The sequence below is a fragment of the Streptomyces sp. NPDC003011 genome (genome assembly GCF_053591515.1).
This window is the reverse complement of record NZ_JBSFTY010000088.1, coordinates 18,127-35,030: the sequence shown is the minus strand read 5'-3', so window position 1 is coordinate 35,030 and position 16,904 is coordinate 18,127. Positions and strand designations below refer to the sequence as shown.

The 16,904-nt window shown below is 71.1% G+C and carries 15 protein-coding genes and 1 pseudogene; 4 read left to right on the top strand and 12 right to left on the bottom strand.

Annotated elements, in window-relative coordinates:
* The 3 genes and pseudogenes from ACWD0J_RS33535 to ACWD0J_RS33525 all read left to right on the top strand — a co-directional run.
* Positions 1-835, top strand: a pseudogene (locus tag ACWD0J_RS33535) (DNA polymerase Y family protein); the annotation flags it as partial.
* Positions 828-3,971 (top strand): error-prone DNA polymerase, encoded by a 3,144-nt coding sequence (locus tag ACWD0J_RS33530; RefSeq protein WP_451499625.1) that lies wholly within the window; start codon positions 828-830, stop codon positions 3,969-3,971. The pseudogene ACWD0J_RS33535 and the gene ACWD0J_RS33530, both read left to right, overlap by 8 nt.
* Before the next feature lie 386 nt (positions 3,972-4,357).
* Positions 4,358-5,179: a hypothetical protein gene (locus tag ACWD0J_RS33525; RefSeq protein WP_451499624.1), complete on the top strand. Its 822-nt coding sequence runs from the start codon at positions 4,358-4,360 to the stop codon at positions 5,177-5,179.
* 55 nt (positions 5,180-5,234) lie between these two features.
* On the opposite strand, the gene ACWD0J_RS33520 is transcribed toward ACWD0J_RS33525, so the two are convergent.
* The 12 genes from ACWD0J_RS33520 to ACWD0J_RS33465 form a co-directional block, all read right to left on the bottom strand.
* A complete protein-coding gene (locus ACWD0J_RS33520; RefSeq protein WP_451499623.1) occupies positions 5,235-5,657 on the bottom strand; it encodes a hypothetical protein in 423 nt (140 codons plus the stop codon).
* Between the two features lie 130 nt (positions 5,658-5,787).
* Positions 5,788-5,943 (bottom strand): hypothetical protein, encoded by a 156-nt coding sequence (locus ACWD0J_RS33515; protein WP_451499622.1) that lies wholly within the window; start codon positions 5,941-5,943, stop codon positions 5,788-5,790.
* Positions 5,944-5,978: 35 nt separating this feature from the next.
* Entirely contained in the window at positions 5,979-6,290 is a 312-nt protein-coding gene (locus ACWD0J_RS33510) for a hypothetical protein (RefSeq protein WP_451499621.1), read from the bottom strand.
* Positions 6,291-6,497: 207 nt separating this feature from the next.
* The gene (locus ACWD0J_RS33505; protein ID WP_451499620.1) at positions 6,498-7,241 is read right to left on the bottom strand and encodes a hypothetical protein; all 744 of its coding nucleotides are present in this window, start codon (positions 7,239-7,241) and stop codon (positions 6,498-6,500) included.
* Positions 7,238-7,924 carry a hypothetical protein gene (locus ACWD0J_RS33500; protein ID WP_451499619.1) on the bottom strand — a complete coding sequence of 229 codons (687 nt, stop codon included), beginning with the start codon at positions 7,922-7,924 and terminating at the stop codon, positions 7,238-7,240. Before ACWD0J_RS33500 ends, ACWD0J_RS33505 begins: the two co-directional genes overlap by 4 nt.
* On the bottom strand, positions 7,921-8,700 hold the full coding sequence (locus tag ACWD0J_RS33495; protein WP_451499618.1) for a hypothetical protein: 780 nt from the start codon (positions 8,698-8,700) through the stop codon (positions 7,921-7,923). The genes ACWD0J_RS33500 and ACWD0J_RS33495 overlap by 4 nt, the downstream gene beginning before the upstream one ends.
* A gap of 106 nt (positions 8,701-8,806) precedes the next feature.
* Entirely contained in the window at positions 8,807-9,145 is a 339-nt protein-coding gene (locus tag ACWD0J_RS33490; protein WP_451499617.1) for a hypothetical protein, read from the bottom strand.
* Between the two features lie 216 nt (positions 9,146-9,361).
* The gene (locus tag ACWD0J_RS33485) at positions 9,362-10,651 is read right to left on the bottom strand and encodes an ATP-grasp domain-containing protein (RefSeq protein ID WP_451499616.1); all 1,290 of its coding nucleotides are present in this window, start codon (positions 10,649-10,651) and stop codon (positions 9,362-9,364) included.
* Between the two features lie 74 nt (positions 10,652-10,725).
* A complete protein-coding gene (gene egtD, locus ACWD0J_RS33480; protein ID WP_451499615.1) occupies positions 10,726-11,715 on the bottom strand; it encodes an L-histidine N(alpha)-methyltransferase in 990 nt (329 codons plus the stop codon).
* Complete coding sequence (locus ACWD0J_RS33475; protein ID WP_451499614.1) at positions 11,637-12,920, bottom strand: MFS transporter; 1,284 nt, start codon at positions 12,918-12,920, stop codon at positions 11,637-11,639. The genes egtD and ACWD0J_RS33475 overlap by 79 nt, the downstream gene beginning before the upstream one ends.
* A 228-nt stretch (positions 12,921-13,148) precedes the next feature.
* Positions 13,149-14,414 (bottom strand): ATP-grasp domain-containing protein, encoded by a 1,266-nt coding sequence (locus ACWD0J_RS33470; RefSeq protein WP_451499613.1) that lies wholly within the window; start codon positions 14,412-14,414, stop codon positions 13,149-13,151.
* Positions 14,415-14,490: 76 nt separating this feature from the next.
* Complete coding sequence (locus tag ACWD0J_RS33465) at positions 14,491-15,726, bottom strand: MFS transporter (RefSeq protein ID WP_451499612.1); 1,236 nt, start codon at positions 15,724-15,726, stop codon at positions 14,491-14,493.
* Positions 15,727-16,261: 535 nt separating this feature from the next.
* On the opposite strand from ACWD0J_RS33465, the gene ACWD0J_RS33460 reads away from it, so the two are divergent.
* Positions 16,262-16,720, top strand: coding sequence for a hypothetical protein (locus ACWD0J_RS33460; protein WP_451499611.1), 459 nt, complete (start codon positions 16,262-16,264; stop codon positions 16,718-16,720).
* The last annotated feature ends 184 nt before the right edge of the window (positions 16,721-16,904 follow it).

Sequence of the window (16,904 nt, the reverse complement as noted above, 5' to 3'; positions counted from 1 at the left end):
GCACCGCTTCGACCCGCCCGAGACCCGTCTGGAGGCTGCCTCGTTCGCGGGGAAGGCGCTCGCCGTACGGCTGCACCGCGCCTTGGAAGAGGCCGGACTCGTCTGCGCCCGCATCGAGGTGCGGGCCCGGATGGCCGATGGGCGTACGCTCGCGCGGGTCTGGCGCCACGAGGGGCGCCTCAGCGACCTGGCCGTGGCCGAGCGGCTGCGCTGGCAGCTGCAGGCCTGGCAGGAAACCGGTGCCCTCGCCCCCACCACCGCCGGGGGTGAAGGGATCGCCCAACTCGAGCTGGTGCCCGAACACCTCGCGCCGGCCCCCGGCCAGCAACAGGCGCTGTTCGGCGCGGCCGCCGCGCAGGAAGTGCTCAGCCAGGCCGCCGCACGGCTCCAGGCACTCTTCGGGCACCAGGCGGTCACCCGGGCCGAGGAGATCGGCGGACGAGGGCCGGCCGACCGTATCCGCCGCGTCCCGTTCGGGGACTTCGCCGAGCCGGGCCCACCGCAACGGGCCGCATGGGCGGGCCAGCTGCCCGCCCCGCACCCCGCCCGGGTCTTCCCCGCTCCGCTGCCCGCCCGCCTCCTCGACGAGGCGGGGAACCTCCTGGCGGTGTCCGGCCGGGGACAGCTCAGCGCCGCGCCCGCCCGACTGGCGGTCGGCGGCGCCGCACCGGCTCCCGTCACCGGCTGGGCGGGACCGTGGCCGCTGGACGAGGACTGGTGGCAGCCCGGGCGGCAGCGGCGGCTCGCCCGCCTGCAGGCCGTCACCGACGACGGCCGGGCCTGGCTGCTGCATGTGCGCGCCAGCCGCTGGTGGGCGGAGGCCCTGTATGCGTGAGCTGCCGCACCTGACCCTCGCACCCGATCCGGCGACCGCGCACACCGCGGCGGAGGAGACGCCGGAGTGGGCGGAACTGCACACCCACTCGTTCTTCTCCCTGCTGCGCGGCGCGAGCGAACCCCAGGACCTGATCGCCGAGGCCGCCCGGCTCGGTATCACGACACTCGCACTCACCGACACCGACGCGCTGACCGGCGCCCGTCGGCTGGCCCAGGCTGCCCGTGAGCATCGGGTCTCGACCGTCTACGGTGCGGAACTGTCCCTGGGGGCGCACCGTTTGGGAACCCCGGTCGTGCTGGCGACGAGCGTGGACGGCTTCATGCTGCTGTCCGAGGCGATCAGCCAGGCCCAGCTCACCGGCGACAAGGGACACCCCGTCTACGACCTCGGCGTCCTGGCGTCGGCCGCCGCCGCAGGCCACTGGGCGGTACTCACCGGCTGCCCGTCGTACGACCATGAGGAGAGCCCGGACGTGGACGAGCTCGCCCGGACGCTCGGCCGGCTGCAGGAGGTCTTCGGGCCGGTGGTTCACGCCGAACTCGTCGACCACCGGCTCCCGGGCGACAGCCTCCGCAACGACGCCCTGTACGTGGCCGCACGACGGGCGGGCGCCCCGATCGTCGCCACCGGTGCGGCGCACTACGCCGCCCCGCGTCAGGCCCGCCTCCACCAGGTCCTCACCGCGCTGCGGCACCGCGACAATCTTGAGACCGTCGCGGGATCGCTGCACGCCGCTCCCACCGCGCACCTGCGCTCCGGGACCGAGATGCTCCCGTGGCTGTCCCGCTACCCCGGCGTGCGGGAGACCACCCTCGAGCTGGCACGCCGCAGCGTCGTCGACCTCGCCGAGCTGCGGCCCGAGCTCCCGCGGTTCCCGGTACCGGACGGACACGACGACGACTCGTGGCTGCGCGTCCTGGCCGAGCGTGGCATGCTGCGCCGCTACGGCCACCGCGCCCAGGCAGGCGCCGCCTGGCGGCAACTCGACCACGAGCTGTCCGTAATCTCCGAGCTGTCACTTCCGGGGTACTTCCTCATCGTCGAGGACCTGTGCCGCTTCGCCCGGGAGGCCGATATCTGGTGCCAGGGCCGCGGCTCCGCAGCCAACTCCGTGGTGTGCTTCGCCCTGGGAATCACCCAGGTCGACCCGATCGCCAGGGCGCTCCTCTTCGAACGCTTCCTAAACACGGAGCGGGCCTCCACCCCGGACATCGACGTCGACTTCGAACACCGGCGGCGGGACGAGGTGTTCGCCTACGCCTACCAGCGCTACGGCCGCGACCACGCCGCACGCGTCGCGAACATCATCACGTTCCGTCCCCGCCTTGCGGTCCGCGAGGCAGCACGCGCCGCCGGATACCCGCCGGCGCAGATCGACGAGATGACCCGGCACATCCAGCATCACGAGCCGCCCGGCCCGGACGTGGTGCTGCCAGCCGAGGTCCGGCAGATGGCCGCCCAGCTGGACGGGCACCCACGGCACCTCGGTGTGCACTCCGGAGGCCTCGTCCTGACACGGCAGAAGATCACGCGCGTGATCCCGGTCGAATGGGCGACCGCCCAGGGGATGAGTGTTCTACAAGCGGACAAAGAAGACATCGACCTCGCGGGCTGCATAAAGATCGACTGCCTGTCGCTGGGGATGCTCAGCGCCTTGCACGACGCCTGCCGCCTCATCGAGGCCCACCACGGCCGACGCCTCGACCTGGGGACGATCCCGGCCGAGGACCCCGACGTCTACGCCATGATCACACGCGCCCAGACGCACGGGGTTTTCCAGATCGAGAGCCGTGCCACCCAGTCGATCCTGCCCATGCTCAAGCCCACCAGGTTCGCCGACCTGGTGGTCGCCGTGTCGCTCATCAGGCCAGGACCCATCCAAGGCCAAAGCGTCCGGCCGTTCTTGCGGCGCCGGGCAGGACAGGAGGCGGTCACCTACCCTCACCCTCTCGCCGAGCGGGCACTGCGCCGCAGCCTCGGCGTGCCGCTGTACCAGGAACAGATCATGATGCTCGCGATGGACTGCGCGGGCATCTCCGCCGGCGAGGCCGACCGGCTGCGCAAAGACCTCAGCGCCAAGCACGCCCCCGAGAAGATCGCCGCCTGGCGCGGACGGCTCCTGGCCGGGATGACCGACCGGGGCATCCCTCCACCCGCCGCCGAGGAGATCTTCCGCATCGTCGAGGCATTTTCCGGATATGGCTTCCCCGAGTCGCATGCGACGAGCATGGCGCATCTGGTGTACGCGTCCGCGTGGCTGAAGTATCACTACTCAGCGGCGTTCACTTGCGCGCTGCTGACGAACCAGCCGATGGGCTTCTACAGCCCGCTGACGCTGATCGGCGAGGCCCGGCGCCACGGCATCACCGTCCGGGGTGTGGATCTGGCCGCCTCCGGCGTGCACGCCACGCTCGAGCCCGACCCGGCTTCGCGTGCGGGACAGCCGGCGATCCGCCTCGGCCTGGCCACCGTACGCACCCTGAGCCCGCAGACCGCCCAACGCATCATCGACGCCCGGCCGTTCACCGATGTGGGTGACTTCGCCCGGCGCACCCAGTTGTCGGCGCGGACGCTCGAAGCCCTGGCCACCGCGGGCGCCTTCGGCTGCTTCAGCCTGACTCGGCGCGAGGCGTTGTGGCGGGCCGGTGCACTCGCGGCCGTCGACGAACAGGCTCTGCCGGGCGCTGACCCGACCTACACCGACCCGCAGTTGCCGGCGCTCGGGCCCATCGAGGCGACGTTCGCCGACCTGTGGGCCACCGGCTCGTCCCCCGACACCCATCCGGTGCAGTACCTGCGCGGCCACCTCCGCACGATCGACGCCGTGAGCGCGGCCGAGCTGCGCGAGCTCGCCGACGGAGAGCCCGCTTCCCTGGGTGGGCTTGTCACCCACCGGCAGCGGCCTCCGACCGCGAAGGGCACATGCTTCCTGTCGATCGAGGACGAGACCGGGCTGGCCAACGTGATCGTGCCGCCCGCCACATGGGAACGCTACCGGCGCACGGCAACCGAGCACGCCGGATTGCTCGTCCACGGCGTCGTCGAGCACGCACGAGGTGCGGTGAGCCTGGTCGCCCGCCGTCTGGAACCTCTGAAGGTCGTCGTACCGAGCCGCCGCCGCTCCACCCACTGACCCGCCTTGTGCACCGACGAGCCTGGCCCGAGCCGCACCCCCGGGTGGCCCACGTCACACAAACCGTGCTCGATTGAGGCGAGGGGAGAAGCGCACCGCGGTCCTATGACACGGAACGTGAAGCGATCAGATACCAACCCCGTAGCCATGGACCTCGCAGCCTTCGCTGTGCTGCTGGACGCCTCCAGCCTGGGAGCCCCGCGAGCCCGCAGGGTGCGCGAGCGCACGCCCACGGCTGTCCGGCAACTGCTCCTGTCCCGGCTCGTCTCGAAGCTGCACGGCTCTGCGCTGGCCGGTGAACCCAGTAGCCCGCTGCCGGGAACCCCGGCAGCGTCGTGCCGACCCTCAGTGCCGACCATTTTTCCGCTGGACGAAGCTTGTCCGCCATGCTGACTGGCGTGGTGAACCAACCCCGCCCTCTGGGCCCCATCAGCGCTGTCGACATCGCCGACGAGGTCGCACGCCGTCACCGTGCCGGTGACGCAGGCCTCGCCGATCCGCCGGGCTCAGACGACCTGCTGGGACTGATCGAATTCGTGCGGGACCGCCACGCCAAGCTCATGAGGTTCGACGACGAGGGAACGCCCGTGCCCGACGTCGCGGCGCAGCACGCAGAGCTGGAAGAGGCTCTGAGGCTGACCCGCCTCGCCCATCAGGAAGTCGACCGCCTGCAGTTGTCCTTGCTCAACGCGGCCCGCGCGGCGGGCATGACCACGAAGCAGCGCGGCCGGCCCCTGGGGATCGGTTCCCGCCAGGGCATCCTGGACCGGGAGAGAGCGCTCGCGCGCACGCTGGAGGCCGCGGCGAAGAACGTCACCGTCGACGCGCTCGACGACAAGCCCGAACCCGTCGATATCTCGGCCGCAGATGTCCGGACGATTGCTGAGAACCTGGTCGCGAACTGGGACGATCTGCTTACCGACGACGAGGGCGAAGAAGACGGTGAGGACGGTGAGAACAGTTGGATGGCCGGACTCGCCACGAAGATGCGCGACCTCACCGATCTCGGCATCGTGGATCTGAGCGCGACGGACGTGGCCTCCATCGTCGCGATGGTTCGCGAAGTTCTTGAAGAGATTGACGGGCAGGCCCTGGTCACCGGGCAGCCCGCTGCGGCCACGCCATCTGCCCTGGCTGTGCTGCAGCAGGCGCGTCGCCTTGAGAGCCGTCGTGGCAAGCCGGGACCGGGCGAATCTGACGACGCCTGATCGACTACGTGACGAGGCGCAGGTCCCGCTTGCGTGCTCATTTCGGGACGGGCCGTCAGTGGCCGAAGGCTGGTCCGTTGTCGAAGGGGAGTGCGGTCCACCGCCCTCTGGGGAGCGCGAGCGCGTGGGCACCGGCGTGCCGCTGAGGGTCAAAGGCCTCCCACTCCGGCGAGGCGTCGTCCGTAAGCGGTGTAGCGGCTGTGTGGTGACGGGTGCAGTGCTGGGCCGCGTACTGGTCGGTGAGATGGTCAGGGACCTGTGTGGCGCGCACCCAGAGCAAGCCGCTCCTGGTGGGGTGCCCGAGCAGGGACTGCCGCCAAGGGGTGACGCTCGGCAGCTTGGTCACACAACGCGTCCGGTTCTGGTTGAGGACGACGCAGCGGATGCTGGGGTGGCCGGGCATGAACATCAGCTGACCGTCCAGCAGGTAGATCTCACCTGGCTCGGCGTCCGGGGCCGGAAGCTCGGGGGACTCCATCAGGTCCTTTCTGAGTTGGGCGGCGGGAGCCGCCCTGTACCAGTCTGTGCTGCCTGGAACCATGTTCCGGCAGATGCCGCACGGCGTGGCTGTATCGAGGTTACGGGCTTTGAGCTGGGGAAACTCCGTTTTACGCAAGCCCTTCAGACGGGTCGTCCTGCTGGCGGAGATACCTGCCCGCGATGGCGACAAAGTCGTCGTGGGCGACCCGAGCGGTCTCACGTGCTGCGGTGAGCTCTTCGGCGGTGGCGTACGCGTTGCGCATGGCGTAGGTCGTGGTGATCATCGCGTTGGCGCTCTGTTGGACAGCCGGGTCTGGAATCAAGATCCGAAGAGTGTTGAGCGGGCGTGTGATTGCTCGGCGGGTTGCGTGACCCTCGATCTGTAACTCCCGCCTGCGTTCGTCGCTGTCTCCCTTGAGGACGGCTTCGCCGCGTGCCACATCCTGGTGCGGTGATCGCTGACGGCCTCGGCGAGCGTGAGGACGGCTTCGAGTCGGCGGTTGTAGAGCTTGTCCGCGCGGGCTGCTGCCTCGGCGCGACCCGCGGCCCGTTCCTGGAAGCGGCCGTTGACGAAGGCTCCCAGCAGGGCACCCAGCATGCCGATCACGCCGGTGAAGAGCGCGGGGTCCATTCCCTCGTTCCTTCCTCAGGGCTCTCGACGGTCGGGCGGACGTCATCGCGGGGCCGCGGTCCGCGCAGGAGAGGGTTGCGCTCGGCCACGCATGATGATGGTGCGGGGAGGCGCCGACGCGGTGGAGCGAAGCTGCTGGCGTCGGGGCCGGCTTCCGCATGTGGCGCAACGCCTGTAGCGCACCTGCTCGTTGTGGGCAGTGCCCGGTCATGTCCGCCGGGGCTCGGGATAGTGCTGGTTGAGGGCCTCGGCGATCTTCCCGGCACGCTGGCGGCTCCGGCGGTCGACTGATCCGTTCGCGGACTGCATCTTCTCGACGAGCAGCCTGGCGGAGACCACGTTGATCTCGCGCTTCTCGGTGGGGGCGGGATAGCGGATGAACTGCAGGTGCTCGTCCATCACCGGGGCGTTGTGCACGGGCAGGACCTGGCCGACGCTCGGCGCGCCCAGCCGCCGTCGGAGCTTGCGCTTGTCGAGGGTGTGGCGGACGTGGTCACTGGCCTTCAGCAGGGCCTCGACGGTCAGCTCGTGGATATCGGATCCGCTGGCCAGCTGGTTGTATCCGTTGAGATGTACGAGCTCCCCTTTCGGCCAGGGAACGTCCATGAGCAGCAGGATGATGTTCGCGGACGGGGGGACGCACAGGTGGTACCTGGGTTCGTTACGGCGGCCGACGCTGCGGGCGGTGAGGAGGTGCCAGCCGTCCTCCGCCAGTGGTTTGAGGGCGTGGATGGTGGCCTCGACCTGGGGTGCTCGAGCGTTGGCCGCCCGGTCCCAGCGCTGCGCGCCGATCCGGTGGCCGGCCACCCCTGTGGCGGCGCCGGCCAGCAGGGCCCACCCGACGCCTCCGGTGAGCAGGGCGGCAGCGGCGGCACCGCACAGTCCCGTGAAGATCCCCGCCCCGCCGGCCGCTGCTGCCCGTTGGGCCCGGGCGGTTATCGATCCGCTCATACGTCCTCGTCCTCCTCGTCTGGAGCGGGCAGTACCTGGTCGGCCTGTGCGACGACCTGTGCGGCCAGGGCGGGATTGCTCGGCCCAACCAGGTCGCGCAGTTCATCGAGGAGGCGGTGTGCGGGCAGGACGCGTACGTCCTGCAGGGTGAAGCCTTCGTCGGCGACGGGGGCGTTGTGCACCACGATGATCGGGATCACGGAGGGGCGGGGCTGGCCCTGCTCGGTGACGTCCCGGAGAGCCTTGGAGAGCATTTTGGTGGCGAACAGGATGCTGCGGATGTCACGGCAGTCCCGCTCACCGTGCTTGAGGACCTTGCCCTCCGGCCGCACGAGGCCCTCGTGGCTCAGGTACTTCGAGTCCAAAAGGACGATGAACGTCCCGCAGGGTGGGATGAGCGCCGCATCGGCGTCGAGGACTTCGGCGCCGGGGATCGGCCGGGACCAGAGGCCGTACCAGCCGTCGTCTCCCAGCACCGACACGATCTCGACGGTGAGGCGTTCACCGCGTCCGCCGACCTCGCAGCGATCCGCTTCCTCGGCCAGTTCACGGGCCTCGCGGGCCGCGGGGGTTTCGACACCGAAGTAGCCCATGAACCGAGCGCAGAAGCCGAGCGGCCGAATCCGGGCGCGCAGTTCGTCCGCGTGGGCCTGAATCATCGCCCCCGCCCGGTTCGCGGTCACGACGCGGTCTTCAGGACGTCGAGGGTGTGGACCAGGTACAGCGTGACGCCGTGGGCACGGAACGCTGCCCGTCCGGAGGTCCAGCCGCAGGCGCAGTTCAGCTCCAGGCCGCCGTCCTGGGAGCGCCAGTCCGGGCTGTGCTGGTGCTCGCCCCACAAGGCCTGCGCGTGCTGCGGACAGGCGAAGCCGACCGCGGATGAGTGCATCCAGCCGGCCGCCTCCGCGGAGCTGGCGTCGGAGGACTGCAGGGCGCGGAAGTCGAAGTCGCGTGTGCAGCGCGGGACGACGCAGCTGCGGCGCAGGTAGCCGTGCTGCTCCCACTCCTCCCACGCCGCGCCCAGCCCCCTGATCAGTTTGGCGAGCACGTCGTCGCCGAGACCGTTGCGGAACTGGCTGATCGGCGTGGGCTGTTGGGTATGGGCGGCTGCGGCGACGGCGAGTTCCTTGGCCTCCCGGATCCACTGGTGGATGTCGGCTCCGGCGGGTGCGGCCACGTGCCGCTCGATCCAGCGGGACTCGCCGAGGAGTTCCGGCCCCTCGCCGAACCTGCCCTGATACCAGAGGGCGAAGTCGGCCGCCCGGTCCTCGTCGATGTTCTGGATGTACGCCAGCATGCGGGTGGCGAGGGCGGCGACGACGGCCGTCTGCATCTGCCAGCCGAAGGCGGCGGCGTCCTTGGGCAGCGGAGGAAGGGAGCTGCGTAAGTGGAGCTGGGCCAGGTCGGCCAGCAGGCTCCGCCCGTCGACGGGCGCGGCGGTGCCAGCGGTGTCGCTCATGCGGAGAGGTCTCCTTCGCGAAGTGGTCGGTGGCACCAGCCCGTTGACGGCCCGGAGCCAGCCGGTGCGAGGGGACAGGGAGAAGCGCGTGGCGTGCGCTGATGCGTCAGGCGGTGGCGGGCGCAGGGCTGGCCACGCTGAGGATCCAGAGCGTGGTGGCGGCCACGGCCAGCAGGATGTGGAAGCCGGCGCCCAGCACGGTGTGCGTCAGGCCCAGGAGAGCGGAGGTCGCGCTCGCGATGGCGTCGTACGGGTCGCCCTGTCCGAGAAGTCCCAGGAGAGCGACGGAGATCAGGTACGCGCCGATGCCGGAGCCGATCTGCCACCACAGGTTGGCGTCCTGCCGTTCGGCGAGGGCGGCACCGTAGCGGGCGCAGATCAGGCCGCCCAGGGCCATCAGCAGCGGGACGAGGGTGTCCGTGATGTTCTGGGCGGCCTTCCGCATCAAGGGCCTCCATCGGTGGGGAGGCCGCGCCCCCAGGGGGATTTGGGGCGCGGCCTCGGTGATGGGGACCTCGCCGGACCGTAGGCGAGGCCCCGAGGGACACCCCCACTCTAGGGAAAGTGCGTTGTCTGTGCAACTCCGTTTTTGGGTCAGGGTGGTTCTGACAGAACCGGCGCCCTGGGCCCCGGCTGGTCGGGCACCTGACGCCCGGGGGTGTCACCAGACGCAGGAATGCACCACGGTGTGCGGCCGGATCCGCAACGCCGTCTGCTCCTCGACCAACCGCAGCCGGTCCAGGCACTGTTCGCCGTCCCGCCCCGTGACGATGAACTGCGCCAAACGGTCGGTGAAGGAGGCGGCCTCCGGACCATGGACGTAGGTTCCCAGGTGGCGGGTCCAGCGGAACCGCTCCAGCCATTCGGCACCGAGCGGAGCGCCGGTCAGGGCCGTCTCGAGGTACCCCGCAGCGGGCGGATAGACGAAACGGACGGCCGCCGCACGGTGCTGAGTCGGCTCGACGAGGGGCCGGCCTCCCATGACCGCGGTGGCCGCCGCACGGGGCAGGTCCACACCCGTCGCCAACTCGACCAGTCGGGGCACCAGATCGGCGGCCAGCACGGGTTGCACGGACAGAAGGCGATACCCCTGGCCGGTCAGCCGCAAGGGGATGTGCACCGGGCCCCTCTTCAGTCCGACCGCCCGGACCGCTGCTGCCGCGTGCGTCCTCAGGCCCGCATCGGCGAGCAACGGGTCGCTGGCGTCCACGGCGTGGCCGGTCGCGGGCACGGGCCACGCGCCGGAGGTCGTCCGGACGATCGCGGTGATGGCAAGCTGGCCCGAGCCGTCGAGGACGCCCTCGATACTGGCGTCGGACCCCTGCCCCAGCTCCTCGACCAGAACGCCAACCTTGTCGCTGCTCGCCGTGCTGACCGTCCGATAGGCACGGCGCAGGCCATCTGGAGTGTCGGCGCGGCAGCCCGAGGAAGGGCCCGGCACGTCCGGCCGCACCAGGACGGGGTACTCGAGCAGGGCGGCCTCCCGTACGGCGGCGGACTCGCCGGCCGCGCGCGCCGTGCGGAGCGTGGGCACCTGGGCCAGGGTCAGAAGATGGCGGGCGAAGGCTGTGTCGTGGCTGGCCCGGACACCCCGTGCGGCGGGTGCCGGCAGGCCCAGACGCCGGGCCACCTGCGCGGCGAGGCCGACGCGGATAGCGCTCGCGGCCAGGACCCCTCCCACCGGCACGATCTGCGCCAGCCGGGTCGCGGCCGAGACGACGGAAGCCGGATCGCCGAGGTCACAGGATGTATGTCCGGCCAGGTGACGGCGCGCCCAGTCGGGCGCCACCTGGTCGAGCAGGATCACGCGGTGCGCGGCGGCGATCCGCTCCAGCCCGAAGCCCTGGTCGTCCGGCGATCCGGCGCCCACCAGCAGCAGGGTCAGCGGAATCGAGGGCGGCGGGAGCGGGGAAGTGACTCGCAGCGGAGTTGCGCGGGCGGCCTGTGGCACGGCGCTTCCTTCCTTGGGCACGGGGAGTGGGTGGTGCCTGGGCCAGGCACGATGCCGATCCTGAGGGCGCGGGCTCAGCGGGTGGGGCTGGAGTCGGCCCGGCGGGGGGCGGCGAGAGCCAGGCCGTAGAACTGGTCGGGGGTGGTGTACCAGCGCGTCATCTCCAGGCCCGCAGCCGCGAGTTCACCGGCGAGTCCGGCCGGCCGGAACTTGGCCGAGATCTCGGTGCGCAGGTCCTCGCCCTCGTCGAAGTGCACGGTCAGGCCGTCGAGTCCGCGCAGGGTGACGGTGACGTCCTTGAGGGACCGCAGCCGCATCTCGAGCCACTCGGCCTTCGTGTCATACACGGCGAGGTGCTCGAACAGGTCCAGGTCGAAGTCGGCGCCGAGCTCGCGGTTGAGCCGGGCCAGGACGTTTTTCGAAAAGGCGGCCGTGGTGGTGTCGCTGTACGCGGCCACGATGGTGGATGGGTCCTTGACCAGATCGACGCCGAGCAGCAGTGCGTCCTCAGGAGCCAGCCCGGAGCGTACGGAACGCAGGAAGGCGGCCCGTTCCTCGGGCAGGAGATTTCCCAGGGTGCCACCCAGGAAGATCACCAGGCGGGGGCCGGTGGACGGGGGCAGTTCGAGCACGGTGGTGAAGTCGGCGAGCACCGGATCGACCGCGATGCCGGGGTAGTCGCTGGACACGGCGGCGTACGCCATCCCCAGCGCGCTCGCGCTGACGTCGACGGGCACGTAGTCGTACAGGGTTCCCCGGAAGGAGAGCGCGTCGACGAGCAGGCAGGTCTTGCTCGCGGCGCCCGGGCCGAGTTCGATGAGCGTCCGCGCGCCCGTGGCGGAGGCGATGTCGGCGCTGCAGTCCGCCAGCAGCCGCGTCTCGGACAAGAACGGATAGTAGTTGGGGAGCCGACTGATCTCCTCGAACAGGGCGCTGCCGCGGGCGTCGTACAGCCACTTCGGCGGCAGCTGCTTGGGGTGCGCCGTCAGGCCCCGGCGTGCGTCGGCGCGCAGCTCGGCGCTGAGCCGTCGGGCGGTGAGGGCGTCGTCGGTGATGGTGAACATGGTGAGTGACCTCCTGAGGGTCGGGTGCGGTAGTGGGCGGCGGCCAGGAGTGCGGTGGCGGCCGCGGCGCCGGCGGGCAGCACGGCAGTGGTCGGGGCGAGGCCAGCGGCGGCGATGCCCAGCGCGCAGCCGACGTCAAGGGCGGCCACCAGCAAGGCGTTGGCCTCTGTGACGGTGCCGGCCGGAGCGGCGGCGGATGCCGCGAGGTTGGCCGTCCCGAGCAACGGCGCCATAAACAGGCCCGGCACGAGGACCGCGGCCAGCACGGTGACGGTGTTGACCGCCCCGGGCAGCAGAAGCCAGCCGGCCGTGAACCCGCCGGACAGCACGAGCAGATGGTGGGATGTCGCGCCCGGCCACGAGCGCCTGCCGTACGCGAGCCCGCCGAGGACCGCGCTCAGAGACAGTGCGGCTGGCAGGGTCCCGGACAGCCCTGGATCGTCGAAGCGGGTGGCGGCGTCCACCGCGAGGGGGGTGAGGGCACCCATGGGCACGCCGACGAACACCATGGCCAGGTACAGCAGCCTCAGCTGCCCGGACCGCAGCGGCCCCAGCCAGTCGGCGCGACCTGCCCTGGGGCCAGCGGTCCACACACGGGAGGGCGGGCTCGTGACGACGAGGACGGTCCCCAGGGCGCCGAGCACGGCGGTCAGAGCCACCGCGCAGTACGCCGAGACCGTCGCCGCGATCCCGGCCACCGTCAGCGGCCCTCCGATGTACACAATTTCTTGGGTCGCCGCCTCGAGGGCCAGCGCCACCCGGGTGTGCTCGCGGCTCGGCATTCCCTTTGCCCACAACGCCCGCAGCGCCGGATCAAGTGGGGGACGCGCCCCGCCCGCGATCAGTACCGCAGCGACCGACCAGAGCGGTCCGCCCAGGCCAAGCGCGAGGAAGGCCGCACCGCTGAGCACGGCCCCCGCGGTGAGCACCGTGGTCTGCCCGTAGCGGTCGACGAGACGGCCGAGAACCGGGCCGCCGACGGCGTTCGCCACCGGGTAGAGCGCGGCCAGAGCGGCGGCCCTGCCGTATCCCGCATCGGGGGCGATGAGCAGGAGAATCGCCAGCGGAGCCATGCCGGTGGGCAGACGGCCGATCAGAGTGCCGACCAGCAGCCGTCCGGCGTAGGGCACAGCCAGGACGTCGCAGTAGCGGACTGCGGGCGGCGGCGCCACAGCGGGTCTCGGCGCGGTCTCAACGACGGTCATCCAGGCTCACCAGCCCGCCCGGGCCGTGAGAGCGCGCATGAGAGGCATGGACTTCTCCAGCAGAAGGTCAAAGGAGCGAGAGTGCGGCGCCGGTGGGAGAGGCGGTGCGACCCCTGGCAGGGCTGCGCGCCCGTGGCGTGGCTGCCGGCACGGTGCGGCCAGCGGGCGCGAGCACGGCGGCCGATCACCGTCGTGCCGAAGGCACCGCGAGCGGCGGCGAGTTGCGGGTCAGGTCGTGGCGTGGATGTCGCTGGCTACCTCCGCCTGCAGTTGGCGGGCGACGTCCTCGAGGCGGCTGCGGCAGTCGGCGGCGGTGTCACCGCGGACCATCCAGAAGCCGAGCCGGTCGGCGAGGGTCGCGTGTGGCGGCGCCGAGACCCTGGCGCCGGCCTGCTGGGACAGGACGATCCGCTCCACCCCGGGCTGGCGGTCCAGATGGGCGGGGACGCTGAGATGCTGCAGGACGCCCGACACCGTGGGGTAGGCGAACTGGATTCCTGCGGCGCGCTTCAGCGTCGGGGTCAGCTGGGGCCGGCTGCCGGTCGCCAGGTCGGCGGCGATCTGGGCGAGGTCCAGGCCCAGCGCCCGCTCGACGAGTATGGGTAACAGGTCTCCACCGAGCCGGCCGTTGACCTCTACGATGCGCGGCCCCGTTTGGGTGAGCTTGACCTCGATGCACAGCACTCCGCAGGTCAGTCCGAGTGCATGGACTGCGCCCGTGACGACGCGGGCGAGCTGCGGGTCAGTCAGCAGCGGGTCACGGGCGTCGACGACGTGCCCGTACTCCTGTGTGGTTGCCGCGCCGGCGGGCGTCGGCAGCTTGCGGGTGACCGCCAGCAGACGGGCCTCGCCCGGACCGAGCACGGCGGTCTCCACCGAAACCTCCGGCCCGTCCAGGAACTCCTCGACGAGCACGCCTCGCTCGCCGAATCGGTCGAGGCCGAGGACGGATTCGTGGGCAGCCCGCTCGAACGCCGCCCGTACCTGGGCGGCGTTGTCGGCCCGCACCACACCGGCACTGCCGGCCTGGCTGCGAGGCTTGACCACGACCGGATAACCGATCAGGTCGGCATGAGCGACCGCCTCGTCCGGGTTCGCTGCCTGCATCGACCGGGCCGAGGGCACTTGGTGGTCGGCGAGGAGTTGACGGGAGAGCGCCTTGTCCCGGCAGGCCTGCATCGACTCGGGGGTACTGCCGGGCAGGCCCAGCTGCTGAGCGAGGTGGGCCGCGGTCACCACGTGGTGCTCCATGTAGGCCATGACTCCGCCCACTCCGTGGTCGGCCGTGTAGGCCTTGACGGCCACGCTGGTCGCCGTCTGGTCGGTCAGATCGGCGCTGACATGCCCGGTCAGGTAGGGGCGCGTCCAGCCGGGCACGGCGGAGTCGACGAGAACGACGGGCCGCACGGCCGCGATGCTGGAGAGGACGGGTTCGCGGTACTCGGCGGCGTCGCCGCCGGCCCCGATGAGCAGAATCGGTTGGGGATCGGGCACAGCAGTCCTCCACGGTGGGTAGGTGTCGAGCACGGGACGGAACGGTGGGCCACAGATGTGCCCGCCGGGGAAGGCGTCAGGGCCCCGGGCGGGTGGGCTCGCGAAGTCGGTGGGTGAGGACCGCCAGGGGCAGGCATGCGGCGGCGCCGAGTACGCCGCAGCCCGTCAGGGCTACGGCGACCAGCGGGTGACCGCCTGCGGCGAGTGACCATCCGGCCAGCAGGGGTGCGCAGAGCACGGCGACGGCGAGGGTGGTGCCCCAGATTCCGGCGTACAGGCCGCGGGAGTGGGCGGGGGCGATGCGGTTGACGACGTCGGCGGCGCAGATGAAGGCCGCGATCTCGCCGGGCACGGCGATGACCACAGCAGCGGCGTAGCCGACCGGGCTGGAGGTGAGTCCGGCCGATCCCATACCGGCTCCCAGGAGGAGGGCGCTGGCCGCCAGGAGTCCGACCATGGGAGCGGGGCCAGCAGCGCGGCGGGCAAGCCAGGGGTTCATCAGCGGTGAGAGGACCAGGACCGCGATCGCTCCGGCGACCTGGGACCAGCCGTAGGCGGAGGTGGGGAGGTCATCGTCGGCCATCATCAGCGGCAGCACCGAGTACAGGGCGGCGACGGGGATGAGCGCACACACACTGGCCAGCCACAGCAGGAGCAGCCGCGCGTCTGTCAGCGCGGCTCGGTAGCTTCCCTGCGGGACCTGGCCCTTGGACCGGGTCGGCGGCAGCACGCACAGGGCGACCACCGCGAAGGCGGCACACACCGCGGCGTTGATGCAGAACAGGACGGGGATGCCGACCGGCTCGGCGAGCATGCCGCCGACGGCGCCGGTGCAGGCCGCGCCGAGGTTGACGGCGAAGTGCCGCCACCCAGCGACCTTGGCCCGGGTCGGTTCGTCGGGGATAGTGTCGGCGATGACCGCGGACACGATCGGGCGGGGCGCGTCGTAGACGACGCCGGCGACGAACGCCGCGGCGGCGAGCGCGCCCAGGGCGTGGGCCCCGGCCAGGATCGGGAAGACGACCGCCGCGGCGGTCATCGCAGTGACGAGGGTGGCACGACGGCCCATGCGGTCGGCCAGCGAACCGAACGTCACCTGCCCTACCAGCCACCCAGCGCCAAAGAGTGCCAGCACGACGCTTGCCCAGGACGCTCCTACGCCACGATCGGCGAGGTGGTAGGCGAGGTAGGGATAGGTGAAGCCGCCTGCGCGGGTGATGAAGGTGCCTGCGAGCAGGGCCCAGACCATCACCGGCCAGCGGCCCGAGCGCGGTGAGGCGGACCCGGCTACCCGTACGACGGCGGTGGACACGCGCTCCTCCAGGCGGACATGAACGCAACGGGCGAGGGTGCTCGTCGCGGCGGGGGCGGGGGCGCCGCCCAACAGGCGCCCCCGCCCGCGGTCGAGGGCCGGTGCCGCAGAACGGGGGGCTGCGGCCCGACTCCTCGACGGTGTCCCGGCCGGGCGGGAGGGATCCGCGGGCCGGGAACGGGCTGCGGTCTGGGACCCGGATGGCCCGGGTGGCTCCTCGCACGCAGGAAGAACTGACGGGGCGGGCCGGTCAGGTCGACTCGCCCCGGCGGAAACGGCTGCTTCCACGTCGGCGACGGTAGCCAGGACCCTCAGGTGTCCGGGACGGTGAATGGCATGGGTGTGTCCCGCTATTGGTGGTTCATCAGAAATGTGCCGCCCGGTCGCCGCAGGGTGCTGGGATGAGACCGGCAACCTCAGGGGCCGGCCACTGAACGTCTCAGGTTGCGGCGTTCGTCAGCTGGGACGCATAACACCCCGGCCGGGGAGGCCTGTGATCGCAGGTCTGGTGTCGCGCTGATGCGACACTCGGCCCATGCTTGACCAAGGTTGGCAATGGCAGTGGTCCCACGTGAATCGGCGCCTCAAGGAAGTGCGGGCCGTGTATGCGGGCGCGCCAGGCGGCACTGATGTTGCGGTCGATGCGGTTCTGTCGTTCTTCCAGGCCGTGCATCACCTCAAGGACTGGCTGGGCAACGATCCATCGATCAACGTGACGAAGGCCGATGGAGACGCGCTGATCAATAGTCATCGGGTTCTCCAACTCTGCGCAGATCTCGCCAACGGCTCGAAGCACCTCAAACTGAGGAGCTCGCGGACTGGCGACAACTCCACGACGATCGCTCGGAACGACGTCAGCGTCCTCGTTGGCACAAACACATCGGCGCACCGGTTCTACGCCGCGTCCGACAACACGGAGTACGACGTCTTGCAGGTCGCCGAAGACGCTGTCAGTAAGTGGAGCGCGTTCCTCTCTGGGCATGGGCTCATTTAGCCGCAGCACTTGGGTTAGGCCCGAACTGCTGCTCACTCGCCAGCCCAAGCACTCATCCGCCAACCGAGGCGCTCCGTCACACATGCGCGAGCGGGCCTATTCGACCTGGTCAGGGCACTAGGAGCGGGTGCAGACAGGGTCGGGGGCAGGTCTCCCGGAGTGACGCGTGGCGAGGAGAGCGAGG